Origin of the sequence: Streptomyces sp. NPDC050485, from assembly GCF_044458185.1 — a bacterium.
GTDB lineage: Bacteria > Actinomycetota > Actinomycetes > Streptomycetales > Streptomycetaceae > Streptomyces.
Window position 1 is genome coordinate 66,984 of sequence record NZ_JBITHR010000026.1, and the last position, 14,322, is coordinate 81,305.

A 14,322-nucleotide genomic window follows, 5' to 3' on the forward strand; every position below is an offset into this window, starting at 1 on the left:
TGTCAGACCTTCCGGCCCCGGTGCCAGACCTCGTTGACCAGCGGGACGCCGGGGCGGTAGGCGAGGTGGACGTGCGAGGGGGCGTCGAGGAACGCCAGGTCAGCGCGGGCGCCCGGGGCGATGCGGCCGATGTCGGTGCGGCGCAGCGCGGCGGCGCCGCCCGCGGTCGCCGACCAGACCGCCTCGTCCGGGGTCATCCTCATGTCCCGTACGGCGAGCGCGATGCAGAACGGCATCGAGGACGTGAAGGACGAACCCGGGTTGCAGTCGGTGGACAGCGCGACGGTCGCCCCGGCGTCCAACAGCCTTCTGGCGTCCGGCCATTGGGCCCGGGTGGAGAACTCGGCGCCGGGCAGCAGGGTCGCGACCGTCGCGCTGTTGGCGAGGGCGTCGACGTCGGCGTCCGTGAGGTGGGTGCAGTGGTCGGCGGACGCGGCCTCCAGCTCGACGGCGAGCTGCACACCGGGCCCGTACGTCAGCTGGTTGGCGTGGACGCGCGGCAGCAGCCCCCTGGCCTTGCCGGCGGTGAGGATCGCGCGCGCCTGGTCGCCGTCGAAGGCGCCCTTCTCGCAGAACACGTCGACCCAACGGGCGTACGGAGCACAGGCGTTGAGCATCTCGCCGGTGACCAGGGCGACGTATCCGGCCGGGTCGTCGGCGTACTCGGGCGCGAGGATGTGCGCGCCGAGGTAGGTGACCTCGTCGGTGTGCTCGGCCGCGATGCGCAGCGCGCGGGCCTCGTCGGCGACGGTGAGGCCGTAGCCGGACTTGGTCTCCTGGGTGGTGGTGCCCTGGCGCAGCGCCTCGGCGATGTACCGGGCGACGTTGGCGCCCAGCTGCTCGTCGGAGGCGGCCCGGGTGGCGGCGACGGTGGTGCGGATGCCGCCCGCCGCGTACGCCTGGCCCGACATCCGGGCGTTGAACTCCTGGGTGCGGTCGCCCGCGAAGACCAGGTGCGAGTGGGAGTCCACGAAGCCCGGGATCACGGCTCGGCCGCCGGCGTCGACGGCCTCGTCGGCCGCCGGGGCGTCGGCCGTGCGGCCCACCCAGGCGATCCTGTCGTCCTCGATGACGAGTGCGGCGTCCTGGACGAGGCCGAGAGGGCCGTCTCCCCTGGTGGGGTCGTTGGTGACGAGGGTTGCGATGTTCCGTACGAGGGTGGTGCGCATGGGTTCCTTTCCTGTTTCCCCACCCCGCCCCTTCCCGAGACCCTCCGGGGGAATCAGTTCGGCTGCGGGCCGTGTGTGGCTGGTCGCGCAGTTCCCCGCGCCCCTGGCAGGGCCTCGCACAGGCAACCTCAGTTGGTCACCCCCGGAGGCTCGCGGCGGAGCCGCTGAGTGTCACAGCGGGAAGGGGCGGGGCGGGGGATCTCCTACGTTCTCAGGGACGCGATCGCCGTGGACAAGGCCGACGGGACGTCGGGTATCAGGGCGTGGACCCCGTCCCGGACGACCTCGCGGCCCCCCACCACCACGTGCCGGACATCCGCCGCCGACGCCGCGAACACCGCGGTCTCGGCGGCCAGCCGGGGCACCGGCCCCGCCGTGCGGACGGAGTCGAGCGCGATGGTGGTGAGGTCGGCGAGGGCGCCCGGCTCGATCCGGCCCGCCTCGTGCCAGCCGAGGGCGGCCTGCCCGTCGGCGGTGGCGGCGCGCAGCAACGCGGCGGCCGTCCAGTGGCCCCGGGTGCGGGTGCGCAGCCGCTCGTCGAGTTCCATCGCGCGCGCCTCTTCGAGGATGTCGATCACGGCGTGGCTGTCGCTGCCGAGCGAGAGCGGGGAGCCGGCCCGCTGGAGCGCGGTCGCGGGGCCGATGCCGTCGGCGAGGTCGCGTTCGGTGGTGGGGCACATGCAGGTGCCGGTGGCGGTGGATCCGATCAGGGAGATGTCCCCGTCGGTGAGATGAGTGTTGTGCACGCCGGTGGTGCGCGCCCCGAGCACCCCGTGCTCGGCGAGCAACTGCGTGGGCGTCATGCCGTACGCGTCGAGACAGGCGTCGTTCTCGGCGGTCTGCTCGGAGAGGTGTACATGGAGCGGGGCCCGGCGCGCCTCGGCCCACTGCGCCACCGTGCCCAACTGCCCTGCGGGCACAGCCCGTACGGAGTGGATGGCCGCGCCGATCCTGGCGTGGTCGCGGTCCTTGAGAGCTGAACAGCGTTCGGCCCAGGCCTCGGCGGTGCCGTCGGAGAAGCGGAGCTGGTGCTGGTTGGGGGCGGCCCCGAAGCCCGACGACAGGTAGGCGGTGTCGAGGAGGGTGATCCGGATGCCCGCCTCGGCGGCCGCGACGATCAGCGCCTCGCCCATCGCGTTGGGGTCGCCGTAGGGGGTGCCGCCCGGCGCGTGGTGGAGGTAGTGGAACTCGCCGACGGCGGTGATCCCCGCGAGCGCCATCTCCGCGTACACGGCGCGGGCGAGCGCGTGGTAGGTGTCCGGGGTGAGCCGGGAGGCGACCTGGTACATGACCTCGCGCCAGGTCCAGAAGGTCCCGGAGCCGACCTGTACGGTGCCTCGCAGGGCCCGGTGGAAGGCGTGCGAGTGGGCGTTGGCGAGCCCGGGAACGGTGAATCCGCGCAGCACGACGGCACCGGGCGGTGGCGTCTCAACTCCCTTACGCACAGCGGAAATCCGGCCGTCGTCCGCGACGTCCACCGCCACGCCTGGCTCGACCTCGGGGTCGAGCCAGGCGTACTCAAGCCAGTACGTCACCTGCACGCCAGGCCCTCCAGTACGTCGGCGAGTGCGAGCACCCCGGCCACGCAGTCGTCCTCGCCGGCGGACTCGGCCGGGGAGTGCGAGACGCCGGTGGGGTTGCGCACGAACAGCATGGCGGTCGGGATCGAGCCGGACAGGATTCCGGCGTCGTGTCCGGCGCCGGTCCCCAGGACGGGGGTGTGGCCACCGAGGATCTTGCCGATCTCGTCCCGCAGCGCGTGCTCGAACTCCACCACCGGGGTGAAGGACTCCCGCACGACGCTCAGGTCGACCCCGTCCCGCTCGGCCCGCTCCTTCGCCGCCTGCTCGATCGCGGCGACCACGGTGTCCAGAGTGGACTGGTCCGCGGCCCGCGAATCGAGCCAGCCGCGCACCAGGGAGGGAATGGCGTTGACGCCGTTGGGTTCGCAGGAGATCTTGCCGAAGGTGGCGACGGCGCCCGCGAGTTCGGCCTCGCGGCGGGCGGCGAGGACGGTCTCGGCGTACGTCAGCATCGGGTCGCGCCGGTCGGCGAGACGCGTGGTGCCGGCGTGGTTGGCCTCACCCGCGAAGTCGAACCGCCACCGCCCGTGCGGCCAGATGGCCGAGGCGATACCGACGGCGTCCCCGCTCAGGTCGAGCGCCCGGCCCTGTTCGACGTGCAGTTCCACGAACGCGCCGATGCGGGCGAGGCGTCCCGGGTCGGGACCGATGGCGTCCGGGTCGTACCCGGCCCGCTCCATGGCCTGCGGGAGGCTGATCCCGTCGGCGTCGCGCAACTGGTGCGCGGCTTCGACGGTGAGCTGCCCGGCGGCGAGCCGCGACCCCACACAGGCGAGCCCGAACCGGGCGCCTTCCTCGTCGCCGAAGTTGGTGATGGCGAGGGGGCGGGTGAACTCGGCTCCCCTGTGCCGTAGTTCATCGAGTGCGGCGAAGGAGGACACGACGCCGAGGGGGCCGTCGAAGGCGCCGCCGTCGGGCACGGAGTCGAGGTGCGACCCGGTGACGACGGCGTCCCCGGCGGCGGGGTCGCCGAGCCAGGCCCACTGGTTGCCGTTGCGGTCGACCTCATAGGTGAGCCCGCGGGCCTCCGCCTGCGCCTGGAACCAGTCGCGGCAGTCCGCGTCGGCGCCGGTCCAGGCATAGCGCCGGTAGCCCCGCGTATCGGCGTTGCGCCCGATGGGAGCGAGGTCGGCCCACATCTCCTGGAAGGACGAATGTGCGGACCGTGCGTGGCTGGTCGCGCAGTTCCCCGCGCCCCTGGCAGGGTCGGGAAGGGGCGGGACGGGGGAAGGACTCACGCGTCCTCGCCCTCCCGCATCGGGATGCGCACGCCCTTCTCGTCCGCCACCCGCTCCGCGATGTCGTACCCGGCGTCGACATGCCGGATGACGCCCATCCCGGGGTCGTTGGTGAGGACGCGGCGGATCTTCTCGCCCGCCAGCTTCGTACCGTCGGCCACCGACACCTGCCCGGCGTGGATGGACCGGCCCATGCCGACCCCGCCGCCGTGGTGGATGGAGACCCAGGAGGCACCGGAGGCGACGTTCACCATGGCGTTCAGGAGCGGCCAGTCGGCGATCGCGTCGGAGCCGTCGAGCATCGCCTCGGTCTCGCGGTACGGGGACGCGACCGAGCCGCAGTCCAGGTGGTCGCGGCCGATCGCGAGGGGAGCCGCGAGGGTGCCGTTGCCGACCATGTCGTTGAACATGTCGCCCGCCTTGTCGCGCTCGCCCTGGCCGAGCCAGCAGATGCGTGCGGGCAGGCCCTGGAAGTGGACCCGCTCCCCCGCCATCTTGATCCAGCGGTGCAGGGACTCGTTCTCGGGGAAGAGTTCGAGGATCGCCTTGTCGGTCTTGTGGATGTCCGAGGCCTCGCCGGACAGCGCGGCCCAGCGGAACGGTCCCTTGCCCTCGCAGAAGAGCGGTCGGATGTAGGCGGGCACGAAGCCGGGAAAGGCGAACGCCCGCTCGTAACCGGCGAGTTGGGCCTCGCCGCGAATGGAGTTGCCGTAGTCGAAGACCTCGGAGCCCGCGTCCATGAAGCCGACCATGGCCTCGACGTGCCGGGCCATCGACTCGCGGGCGCGGGTGGTGAAGCCCGCCGGGTCCTTGGCCGCGTAGGTGGCCATGTCGTCGAAGTCGACGCCCACCGGAAGGTAGGCGAGCGGGTCGTGGGCCGAGGTCTGATCGGTCACGATGTCGATCGGGGCACCCTCGGCGAGCATGCGCGGGAGCAGCTCGGCCGCGTTGCCGAGCAGGCCGATGGAGAGCGGACGCCGGGCGTCGCGGGCCTCGACGGCGAGCTGGAGGGCGTGCTCCAGGGAGTCCGCGCGAACGTCCAGGTACCGGTGCTCGATGCGGCGCTCGATGGCGCGCGGGTCGACGTCGATACAGATGGCGACGCCGTCGTTCATGGTGACGGCGAGCGGCTGGGCGCCGCCCATGCCGCCGAGGCCGGCGGTCAGGGTGATGGTGCCGGCGAGCGTCCCGTTGAACTTCTTGGCCGCGACGGCGGCGAAGGTCTCGTAGGTGCCCTGGAGGATGCCCTGGGTGCCGATGTAGATCCAGGAACCGGCGGTCATCTGGCCGTACATGGTGAGGCCGAGGGCCTCCAGACGGCGGAACTCCTCCCAGTTCGCCCAGTCGCCGACCAGGTTGGAGTTGGCGATCAGGACGCGTGGGGCCCACTCGTGGGTCTGCATCACGCCGACCGGGCGGCCGGACTGGACGAGCATCGTCTCGTCCTGCTTGAGGGTCCGCAGCGTGCGCACCATGGCGTCGAAGGAGCGCCAGTCGCGGGCGGCCTTGCCGGTGCCGCCGTAGACGACGAGCTTGTCGGGGTGCTCGGCGACCTCGGGGTCGAGGTTGTTCTGGAGCATGCGCAGCGCGGCTTCCTGCTGCCATCCCAGGGCGCTCAGTTCCGTACCGCGCGGTGCCCGTACGGGGCGGGGTCCTGACATGGCGATGCCTCCTCGTGACCTGATCCAGATATTCACATCCTGGGTCACTGAATAGAACTAGTCAATAGAACGGTGGCTCTGCACATCCGCCCGCCCGGTGATTGGCTTGATCGCATGACTTCCGTGGCACGGTCCGCAGTGGCCGGGACAGCGGCGGCCGAGCGCCGCGCGCAGGCCGTACGCGCGGTGGTGGAGCAGGGGCTCGCCGGGCCCGACGCCCCCATCGTCGCCCTCCTCGACACCATCGGCATCCGCACCGGCGCTGCCGCGCTGCGGGACGCCTTCGCCGCCGTGACGGACGCGCCCGTGCTGCACGCCTTCGCCGTGAAGGCCTGCCCGCTGGTCCCCGTGCTGCGGCTGCTGCACGCCGAGGGCCTGGGCGCCGAGGTCGCGAGCCCCGGCGAACTGGCGCTGGCCACGGCCGCCGGGGTGCCGCCCGCCGACACCGTGCTCGACTCCCCCGCCAAGACCCCGGCCGAACTGCGCGAGGCGCTCGCCCTGGGCATCGCCGTCAACGCGGACAACCCCCAGGAACTGGCCCGCCTGGACTCGCTGACAGCATCGGCGCCGACCTCCTCACCGATCGGGCTGCGCGTCAACCCGCAGCTGGGGGCGGGGTCCATCGAGGCGCTGTCCACGGCGACGGCCACCTCCAAGTTCGGGGTGGCGCTGCTGGACGAGGGCGCCCGGGAGTGGGTCGTGCGGGCGTATGCGGAGCGCCCCTGGCTGACCCGGCTGCACACGCACTCCGGCTCGCAGGGCGTGGCGCTCCCCCTCATGGCGCAGGGCGTCAGGGCGGTCTACGAACTCGCCGAGGAGATCAACGCCGCGGTCGGCCGACGGCAGGTCGACACGCTCGACATCGGCGGCGGGCTTCCGGTCAACTTCACCTCGGACGAGGAGACGCCGACGTACGCCGCCTACGCGCGCCTCCTGAAGGAGGAGGTGCCGGGGCTGTTCGACGGGCGGTACGCGCTGGTGACGGAGTTCGGCCGCTCGCTGCTCGCCAAGCACGGCACGGTCCTCGCCCGGGTCGAGTACGCGAAGAGCTCGGGCGGCCGCCCCATCGCGGTCACCCACGCCGGAGTGCAGATCGCCGCCCGCACGGTGTACGCGCCCGCCTCCTGGCCGCTGCGGATCGAGGCGTACGACGCGAAGGGCCGCCCCAAGCCGGGCCCGGCCCTCGCGCAGGACATCGCGGGACCCGCCTGCTTCGCCGGGGACCTGCTCGCCGAGAACCGCCCGCTGCCGCTGCTCGAACAGGGCGACCACGTGGCAGTGCTGGACACGGGGGCGTACTACTTCGCCCACCACTACTCGTACAACTCACTTGCCCGGCCCGGGATTTACGGGTTCTCGGCGGACCCGGAGGGCGTCCGGTTCGCGACCGTACGCAGCCCGCAGCCGATCGCGGACCTGGTCGCCGAGGCGGGCGGCGCCCACGCGGACGCCCTGCTCGCCGACCGGACCTGAGAGCCGGTGGATCAGGCGGTGTCCGGAACTGAGAGCCGGTGGATTCAGTGGCGCCGGGCCCCGCCGGGGGCCGCGTCGCCCGCGCTCAGACCGGTCGTCCTGAAGCCCCGGACCCGCCTACTGGCCGGCCGCCCCGTGGGCACCCAGTCCGTGCGGACCCACAGCAGCGCGTCGGCGGCGCGTTCCAGGCGGCCGAGCCAGGCGGCCTTCAGCCACAGTCCCGCCCCGGCGCCCGCCATCAGGAGGCCGCCCGCGCCGGGCAGCGCGAAAGCGGAGCCGACCGCCGCGAGGAAGGCGAGCAGCAGCCACCAGCGCCAGGCCCGGCGCCAGGTGCGTACGGTCACGGAACGGGCCTGCAGGAAGTCCGCCTTGGCGGCGCGGGACGCGGCCCCGGCGAAGTGCGTGTAGCGGCGGCGCCGGGCGAGGAACACCACGGCCGCCGCGACGACGCACAGCGCCGCGCCCGCGAGCAGCCCGATCCGGCGGCCGGTGAGGCTGACTGGCAGCGCCCCGCCGATACCGGCGGCCAGCAGGCCGAGCCACCAGAGCGGGCCCGCCCCGGCCCGCACGATCACCGCCACTCGCGCCAGCGCCTGCGCTCCGCGACCCACGCTCCACCTCCGTGCCATCGAGACATCTGGCGCGGAGGCTAGCGGGAAAATCTGAGCGGTTCGTGAGAGCGGCGGCCCGCCACAACGGGCGTGCACCCGGAGAGAGCCGGGGCGGCTACTCCACGAACAGGCCGCGCGCGGCGGCCTTCGCGTCGAACTCCTCCAAACGCGCCTGCGCGTCCGGCAGGTCGTCGCACATGGCCTCCAGGAGGACCCGGCCGAGCAGCATCGGCGCGCACGCCGTGTCGAAGGCGAGCCCGGTCCCCACGGCCGCCGGGATCAGCAGGTCGCTGTACTTGGCGACCGGCGCGAAGGCCGAGTCGGCGACCGTGACCACGGTCAGCCCGACGGACTGCGCGTACCCGAGCGCCTCGACGACCTCCTTGGGATGCCGCGGCAGCGCGAAGCACAGCAGCGCCGAGGCCCCGGCCCGCAGCGCCGCGTCGATCCGGTCGGCCAGCATCGTGCCGCCCTCGTCCAGGAGGCGTACGTCGGGGTGGACCTTGGCCGCGAAGTAGGCGAAGCCGCGGGCCTGCGAGGAGGCAGCGCGCAGGCCGAGCACCGGCAGCGGCCGGGAGGCGGCGAGCAGCCGGCCCGCCTCCTCGACCGGGCGCGGATCGGCGAGCAGCCCGGCCAGGTGCTGGAGGTTCTCGATCTCAGCCCGCACCGCCTGCTGGTATTCGTTGTACGCGGTCTGCGCGGGCTCGCCGGTCGAGGCGGGGGCCACCTCGCGCAGATGGCGGCGGAGCGCCGGGTAGCCGTCGAAGCCGAGGGCGACCGCGAACCGGGTCACCGACGGCTGGCTGACTCCGGCGAGTTCGGCGAGTTCGACGCTGGACAGGAACGGCACGTCGGCGGCGCGGCGCACCATGCAGTGGGCGATGCGTCGCTGGGTCGGGGTCAGCCGGCGCCCCTCGAAGAGCAGGTGCAGCCGTGCGGCAGGGCTGTCGCTCATGCCGTCCCCCTTCGTACGTACAAATCCGTCAAGTCCGTGAGCTGGTCGAGCAGTGCGTCCGCCCGGGAAGGTACAGCGTGACCGACCGGGGCCGGACTGGTCGGCGAATCCCCCGAGGCGTCCAGGGGGTGGGACGACAACATGCGCGAACACCACCATTCCCGGCACCGGGTCAACGACTCGGGTACGGGCCATTGACAGGCTATTCAGTCACCCAGAACTCTGCATGACCATATACAGCCGGGCAAGCCTGCACCGCCCTTCGCCGCGAAGGAGCACCCTTCTCCTCGCGGGCCCAGTTCGGCGTGAAGGGCGCCGTGGTCCCGCTGCTCCTGGTGATCGTGATGTACGTCGGCTCCTTCGCCGGCGGCAGCGTGCTCGCGGGCCAGGCGGTCGGCGAACTCACCCACCGCGGCTCATGCTGGCACGAGGAAGGAATACGGGGGCTAGCCCCACTGCGAACGCGCCCGCCGCTCCGTACCGTGAACAGCATGGACGCCCGTGACACCGAGCTCCGGCCCAGCCCCCTGAGGGACGCCGAGCTCAAGAAGGAACTCGACGCCACCCTGCAGGCCCGCCGGGAGCTCGGCCCCGAGTACGAGTCCGCGCTCGTCGACTCCTTCCTGGAGAAGGTCGAGCAGCGGGTCGACGGCTCGGTGGACCGGCGGATACGGCGACAGCTCGCCGAGCATCAGATGGTCGTGGCCCGCGGCGGCAGCCCGTCCCGGAGCGGCTCGGACAGCCGCTTCGGCGAGCGCTTCGGCTTCGCCATGGTCTCGCTGGTCCTCGCGATACCGCTCTCCGCGATCGGCGTGGCCAACGCGGGCCTGGAGGGGCTGGTCGTCACCTGGCTCGGCATAGTCGCCGTCAACGGGGTGCACGCCGCACAGGCCTGGCCGTGGCTGCAGCGCAGGCGCCGCACGGCCGAGACCGACTGAGCGGGAGCGCCGGGCGGCAAGCCACCAATCGGCAAGTGGCAAGCGGCAATTCGGCAATTCGGCAGGCAGCCGGGGAAAAGGTGATCGCGGGGACCGCCACTCCCCCGGTTGCCCGGGGGGCGGGACGACGGCGGTCCCCGCGAGGGACACGGTCCCGGGTCAGGGCCGGTCTCCGCGTCCTGGGCGCTTGGGGAAGTCCGGGAGCCGCTCCGGAAGTTCCTTGACGCCGCTGGTGTGCCGGCCGGGTTTCCCTGCCCGGGTCCCCCTGCCGACATCCACCAATGTGCCCGAGCCGTGTTAAGCCGGTGCTGCGCGCACATGTCGCGCTCGTACCAGTTCTGCGACTTCGCCGACTCGGGCCGCCCGCAGGTGAGTTACTGCGCGGTGCGGGCCAGGAAGGCCAGCAGGTCCTGACGGCTGACCACACCCGTCGGCTTGCCCTCGACCAGCACGATCGCCGCATCCGCCTTGCCGAGCACGGACATCAGGTCGCCGACCGGCTCGCCCGAGCCGACCTGCGGCAGCGGCGCGCTCATGTGCTTCTCCAGCGCGTCGCCGAGCGAGGCGCGCTGGGTGAACAGGGCGTCGAGCAGCTCGCGTTCGACGACCGAGCCGATGACCTCGGCGGCCATCACGTCGGGGTGCCCGGCGCCCGGCTTCACGATCGGCATCTGCGAGACGCCGTACTCCCGCAGCACCTCGATGGCCTCGCCGACCGTCTCCTCGGGGTGCATGTGCACGAGCGAGGGGAGGTGGCCGGCCTCCTTGAAGCCGAGCACGTCGGAGACGCGCGCCGAGGGACCGGCCTCCTCCAGGAAGCCGTAGTCCGCCATCCACTCGTCGTTGAAGATCTTCGAGAGGTAGCCGCGGCCGGAGTCGGGAAGGAGGACGACCACCACGTCGTCCGGGCCGAGGCCCTCGGCGACCTTCAGCGCGGCCACCACGGCCATGCCGCAGGAGCCGCCGACCAGCAGGCCCTCCTCCTTGGCCAGGCGCCGGGTCATCTGGAAGGAGTCCTTGTCGGACACCGCGACGATCTCGTCGGTCACCGTCTGGTCGTACGCGGTCGGCCAGAAGTCCTCGCCGACGCCCTCCACCAGGTACGGACGGCCGGAGCCGCCGCTGTAGACGGAGCCCTCCGGGTCGGCGCCGATGATCTTCACCGTGCCGTCGCTGGCCTCCTTGAGGTAGCGGCCGGTGCCGGAGATGGTGCCGCCGGTGCCGACGCCCGCGACGAAGTGGGTGATCTTCCCCTCGGTCTGCTCCCACAGCTCGGGACCGGTGGTCTCGTAGTGCGAACGGGGGTTGTTCGGGTTGCTGTACTGGTCCGGCTTCCAGGCCCCCGGCGTCTCGCGCACCAGGCGGTCCGAGACGTTGTAGTACGAGTCGGGGTGCTCCGGGTCGACCGCCGTCGGGCAGACCACGACCTCGGCGCCGTACGCCCGCAGGACGTTGATCTTGTCCGTGGAGACCTTGTCAGGGCAGACGAAGATGCACTTGTAGCCCTTCTGCTGGGCCACGATGGCGAGGCCGACACCCGTGTTGCCACTGGTCGGCTCGACGATCGTGCCGCCGGGCTCAAGCGCGCCGGACTGCTCGGCCGCCTCGATCATGCGGACGGCGATCCGGTCCTTCACCGAGCCGCCCGGGTTGAAGTACTCGACCTTGGCCAGGACCGTCGCCTGAATGCCCTGGGTCACACTGTTGAGCCTCACCAGCGGGGTGTTGCCTACGAGGCTGATCATCGAGTCGTGGAATCGCACCGTTGTCTCCGGGTCTCCGATTAGGTTCTGCCAGCGTATGCGGAGTGCGACGGGGGTGTTCACCTTGCCGCTGGATTGAGCGACACCCGCTACCGGGCAGTTAGGTGTTGTACGACTGCGACGCTAGGAGGTGGCGGTGGCGGGGACTCTGTCGAGGGCCAGGGTGGCACGGCGGATCGCGACGGGCGCGGCGTTCGGCGGCGGCAGCATCGGGCTGCTCGCCGGGGCGGCGGTGGGCGTCGTCCTGGCCGAGTTGGCTCTCGCCAAGCGCCTGGTGGGCGGCGGATCACCGCATGCCCCCACCGCGGACGGCCTGTACGGAACCGCCTTCGCCGACGGTACGCCGCCGATCAGGCTCGGCATGCTGGGCGACTCCACGGCGGCCGGCCAGGGCGTCCGCCGAGCGGGGCAGACCCCGGCCGCGCTGCTGGCCTCGGGGCTCGCGGCGGTCGCCGAACGCATGGTCACGCTGCGGAACGTGGCGCTGCCCGGGGCCCGCTCGGACGACCTGGAACGCCAGGTCTCCCTGCTCCTAGAGGACCCGTCCCGCACCCCGGACGTCTGCGTGATCATGATCGGCGCGAACGACGTCACCACGCGGATGGCGCCGACGACATCGGTGCGCTACCTGTCCACCGCCGTACGCCGACTGCGTACCGCCGGGGCCGAAGTGGTCGTCGGCACCTGCCCCGACCTCGGCACCATCGAACCCGTCTACCAGCCGCTGCGCTGGCTGGCCCGGCGGGTCTCGCGGCAGCTCGCGGCGGCGCAGACGATCGTGGTGGTGGAGCAGGGGGGCCGCACGGTGTCGCTCGGCCACCTGCTCGGCCCGGAGTTCGAGGCGAACCCCCGGGAGCTGTTCGGGCCGGACAACTACCATCCCTCGGCCGAGGGGTACGCGACCGCGGCGATGGCGGTACTGCCCACGCTGTGCGCCTCGCTCGGGCTGTGGCCGGAGTCCGACCACCCCGACGCGTCGCGGAACGAGGACATTCTGCCGGTGGCGAAGGCGGCGTCCGCCGCGGCGGCGCAGGCGGGTACCGAGGTCACGGCTGCCCGTGCGCCCTGGGCCCTGCTGAAACACCGCCGGCGCCGCCGCCTGCCCGTCCCGGCGGAACCAGCCCCCGACGGCTCCCCGGCGAAGCCGTAGCAGCCCCCTGGGGCTCCGCCCCAGACCCCGGGGGTTCTCCCACCCGCCCGCCCGTTGTGCGGGGTTGCAATGGCTGACCCCTGGGGCTGCGCCCCAGACCCCCTGAGGGGCTCCGCCCCTCGAACCCCGGCGGGGGCTCCGCCCCCTGCACCCCCGCTCCGGCCTGAGCGAGCGCTTAGAAAAGAGTTCCGCATCACACGCCACCCCGGATGACCAATCCGGTACGTACGGGTAACTTCCCAGAGAGTCCTGCCTTCTCAGTACCCCCAGGAGCCGTGATGCCCGAAGCCGTGATCGTCTCTGCCACCCGCTCCCCCATCGGCCGCGCCTTCAAGGGTTCCCTCAAGGACCTGCGCCCGGACGATCTGACCGCCACGATCATCGAGGCCGCCCTCGCCAAGGTCCCCGGTCTCGACCCGCGCGACATCGACGACCTCATGCTCGGCTGTGGCCTGCCCGGTGGCGAGCAGGGCCACAACCTGGGCCGGATCGTGGCCGTGCAGATGGGCATGGACCACCTCCCCGGCTGCACGATCACCCGGTACTGCTCCTCCTCGCTCCAGACCTCCCGGATGGCCCTGCACGCCATCAAGGCGGGCGAGGGCGACGTGTTCATCTCGGCCGGTGTCGAGATGGTGTCCCGCTCCGTCAAGGGCAGCAGCGACGGCCTCCCCGACACTCACAACCCGTTCTTCGCCGACGCCGAGGCCCGTACCGCCGCCGTCGCGCAGTCCGAGGGCGCCCACTGGCACGACCCGCGCGAGGACGGCCTGGTCCCGGACGCGTACATCGCGATGGGCCAGACCGCCGAGAACCTCGCCCGCCTCAAGGGCATCTCGCGCCAGGAGATGGACGAGTTCGGCGTACGGTCGCAGAACCTCGCCGAGGAAGCCATCAAGAACGGCTTCTGGGAGCGGGAGATCACCCCGGTCACGACCCCGGACGGCACGGTCGTCAGCAAGGACGACGGCCCGCGCGCGGGCGTCACCGTCGAGGGCGTACAGGGCCTCAAGCCGGTCTTCCGCCCGGACGGGCTCGTCACCGCCGGCAACTGCTGCCCGCTGAACGACGGCGCCGCCGCCCTCGTGATCATGAGCGACACCAAGGCGCGGGAGCTCGGTCTGACCCCGCTGGCCCGGATCGTCTCCACCGGCGTCACCGGCCTCTCGCCGGAGATCATGGGCCTCGGCCCGGTCGAGGCCAGCCGCCAGGCGCTCAAGCGCGCCGGGCTCACCGTGGACGACATCGACCTGTTCGAGATCAACGAGGCCTTCGCCGCCCAGGTCATCCCGTCCTACCAGGACCTCGGCATCCCGCTGGACAAGCTGAACGTCAACGGCGGCGCCATCGCGGTGGGCCACCCCTTCGGCATGACCGGCGCCCGGATCACCGGCACGCTGATCAACAGCCTCCAGTTCCACGACAAGCAGTTCGGCCTGGAGACGATGTGCGTGGGCGGCGGCCAGGGCATGGCCATGGTCATCGAGCGCCTCAGCTGACGAAGCGGTCCGGCTGCCCGTCGACCGTCCGGTTGACCGCTCCTCGGCCGCCGGTTGACGCTCCGGCCACCACAGGTTGAACGAACAGGACCCCGCTGACCAGGGCGCACGCGTCCCACAGGCCACGCATAGGCAACCCTGCCGCGTCCTAACCGTGACCGAATCTCCCCCAGGATGTGACGTATCTCCTGGGGGAGATGAAGTTCCGCAGGTCAGGTGCACTATGGCCAGCTACACCGGGCCGAAAGACCTGTCCATTTCGTGACGTAATGCACTGACAGC

Annotated in this window: 11 protein-coding genes and 1 pseudogene; 5 read left to right on the forward strand and 7 right to left on the reverse strand. The window is 72.1% G+C overall.

Going from position 1 to position 14,322, the window contains the following annotated elements; all coding sequences use genetic code 11:
* Window positions 1–2: 2 nt before the first annotated feature.
* From hutI to hutU, 4 genes are all read right to left on the reverse strand, one after another.
* Window positions 3–1,169 carry an imidazolonepropionase gene (gene hutI, locus ACIBK6_RS35100; protein WP_399056335.1) on the reverse strand — a complete coding sequence of 389 codons (1,167 nt, stop codon included), beginning with the start codon at window positions 1,167–1,169 and terminating at the stop codon, window positions 3–5.
* Between the two features lie 203 nt (window positions 1,170–1,372).
* The gene (locus ACIBK6_RS35105) at window positions 1,373–2,710 is read right to left on the reverse strand and encodes a formimidoylglutamate deiminase (RefSeq protein WP_399056336.1); all 1,338 of its coding nucleotides are present in this window, start codon (window positions 2,708–2,710) and stop codon (window positions 1,373–1,375) included.
* Window positions 2,701–3,891 carry an allantoate amidohydrolase gene (locus ACIBK6_RS35110; protein WP_399056338.1) on the reverse strand — a complete coding sequence of 397 codons (1,191 nt, stop codon included), beginning with the start codon at window positions 3,889–3,891 and terminating at the stop codon, window positions 2,701–2,703. Before ACIBK6_RS35110 ends, ACIBK6_RS35105 begins: the two co-directional genes overlap by 10 nt.
* A 95-nt stretch (window positions 3,892–3,986) precedes the next feature.
* Window positions 3,987–5,651: a urocanate hydratase gene (gene hutU, locus ACIBK6_RS35115; protein WP_399056340.1), complete on the reverse strand. Its 1,665-nt coding sequence runs from the start codon at window positions 5,649–5,651 to the stop codon at window positions 3,987–3,989.
* Between the two features lie 123 nt (window positions 5,652–5,774).
* Between hutU and ACIBK6_RS35120 the strand changes: the two genes are divergently transcribed.
* A complete protein-coding gene (locus tag ACIBK6_RS35120; protein WP_399056342.1) occupies window positions 5,775–7,124 on the forward strand; it encodes a diaminopimelate decarboxylase in 1,350 nt (449 codons plus the stop codon).
* A 44-nt stretch (window positions 7,125–7,168) separates the two neighbouring features.
* Here the strand turns inward: ACIBK6_RS35120 and ACIBK6_RS35125 are convergent, their stop codons facing one another.
* Both ACIBK6_RS35125 and ACIBK6_RS35130 read right to left on the reverse strand, forming a co-directional pair.
* Window positions 7,169–7,735 carry a hypothetical protein gene (locus ACIBK6_RS35125; protein WP_399056344.1) on the reverse strand — a complete coding sequence of 189 codons (567 nt, stop codon included), beginning with the start codon at window positions 7,733–7,735 and terminating at the stop codon, window positions 7,169–7,171.
* Between the two features lie 115 nt (window positions 7,736–7,850).
* Window positions 7,851–8,690 carry a MurR/RpiR family transcriptional regulator gene (locus tag ACIBK6_RS35130; protein ID WP_399056346.1) on the reverse strand — a complete coding sequence of 280 codons (840 nt, stop codon included), beginning with the start codon at window positions 8,688–8,690 and terminating at the stop codon, window positions 7,851–7,853.
* 290 nt (window positions 8,691–8,980) lie between these two features.
* Between ACIBK6_RS35130 and ACIBK6_RS35135 the strand changes: the two are divergent.
* Both ACIBK6_RS35135 and ACIBK6_RS35140 read left to right on the forward strand, forming a co-directional pair.
* A pseudogene (locus ACIBK6_RS35135) lies at window positions 8,981–9,094 on the forward strand (permease, cytosine/purine, uracil, thiamine, allantoin family protein); the annotation flags it as partial.
* Between the two features lie 87 nt (window positions 9,095–9,181).
* Window positions 9,182–9,628: a hypothetical protein gene (locus ACIBK6_RS35140; RefSeq protein ID WP_399056405.1), complete on the forward strand. Its 447-nt coding sequence runs from the start codon at window positions 9,182–9,184 to the stop codon at window positions 9,626–9,628.
* Window positions 9,629–10,002: 374 nt separating this feature from the next.
* On the opposite strand, the gene ACIBK6_RS35145 is transcribed toward ACIBK6_RS35140, so the two are convergent.
* Entirely contained in the window at window positions 10,003–11,391 is a 1,389-nt protein-coding gene (locus tag ACIBK6_RS35145; RefSeq protein WP_399056348.1) for a cystathionine beta-synthase, read from the reverse strand.
* A gap of 163 nt (window positions 11,392–11,554) precedes the next feature.
* Between ACIBK6_RS35145 and ACIBK6_RS35150 the strand changes: the two genes are divergently transcribed.
* Both ACIBK6_RS35150 and ACIBK6_RS35155 read left to right on the forward strand, forming a co-directional pair.
* Window positions 11,555–12,541 carry an SGNH/GDSL hydrolase family protein gene (locus tag ACIBK6_RS35150; protein WP_399056407.1) on the forward strand — a complete coding sequence of 329 codons (987 nt, stop codon included), beginning with the start codon at window positions 11,555–11,557 and terminating at the stop codon, window positions 12,539–12,541.
* Between the two features lie 278 nt (window positions 12,542–12,819).
* Window positions 12,820–14,040, forward strand: coding sequence for an acetyl-CoA C-acetyltransferase (locus tag ACIBK6_RS35155; RefSeq protein WP_399056350.1), 1,221 nt, complete (start codon window positions 12,820–12,822; stop codon window positions 14,038–14,040).
* The last annotated feature ends 282 nt before the right edge of the window (window positions 14,041–14,322 follow it).

Coding starts and splice junctions, on each gene's coding strand:
- ACIBK6_RS35130 (WP_399056346.1), bottom strand. CDS start 8,690: ATGAGCGACAGCCCTGCCGCACGGCTGCACCTGCTCTTCGAGGGGCGC.
- ACIBK6_RS35110 (WP_399056338.1), bottom strand. CDS start 3,891: ATGTGGGCCGACCTCGCTCCCATCGGGCGCAACGCCGATACGCGGGGC.
- hutI (WP_399056335.1), bottom strand. CDS start 1,169: ATGCGCACCACCCTCGTACGGAACATCGCAACCCTCGTCACCAACGAC.
- ACIBK6_RS35140 (WP_399056405.1), top strand. CDS start 9,182: ATGGACGCCCGTGACACCGAGCTCCGGCCCAGCCCCCTGAGGGACGCC.
- hutU (WP_399056340.1), bottom strand. CDS start 5,651: ATGTCAGGACCCCGCCCCGTACGGGCACCGCGCGGTACGGAACTGAGC.
- ACIBK6_RS35155 (WP_399056350.1), top strand. CDS start 12,820: ATGCCCGAAGCCGTGATCGTCTCTGCCACCCGCTCCCCCATCGGCCGC.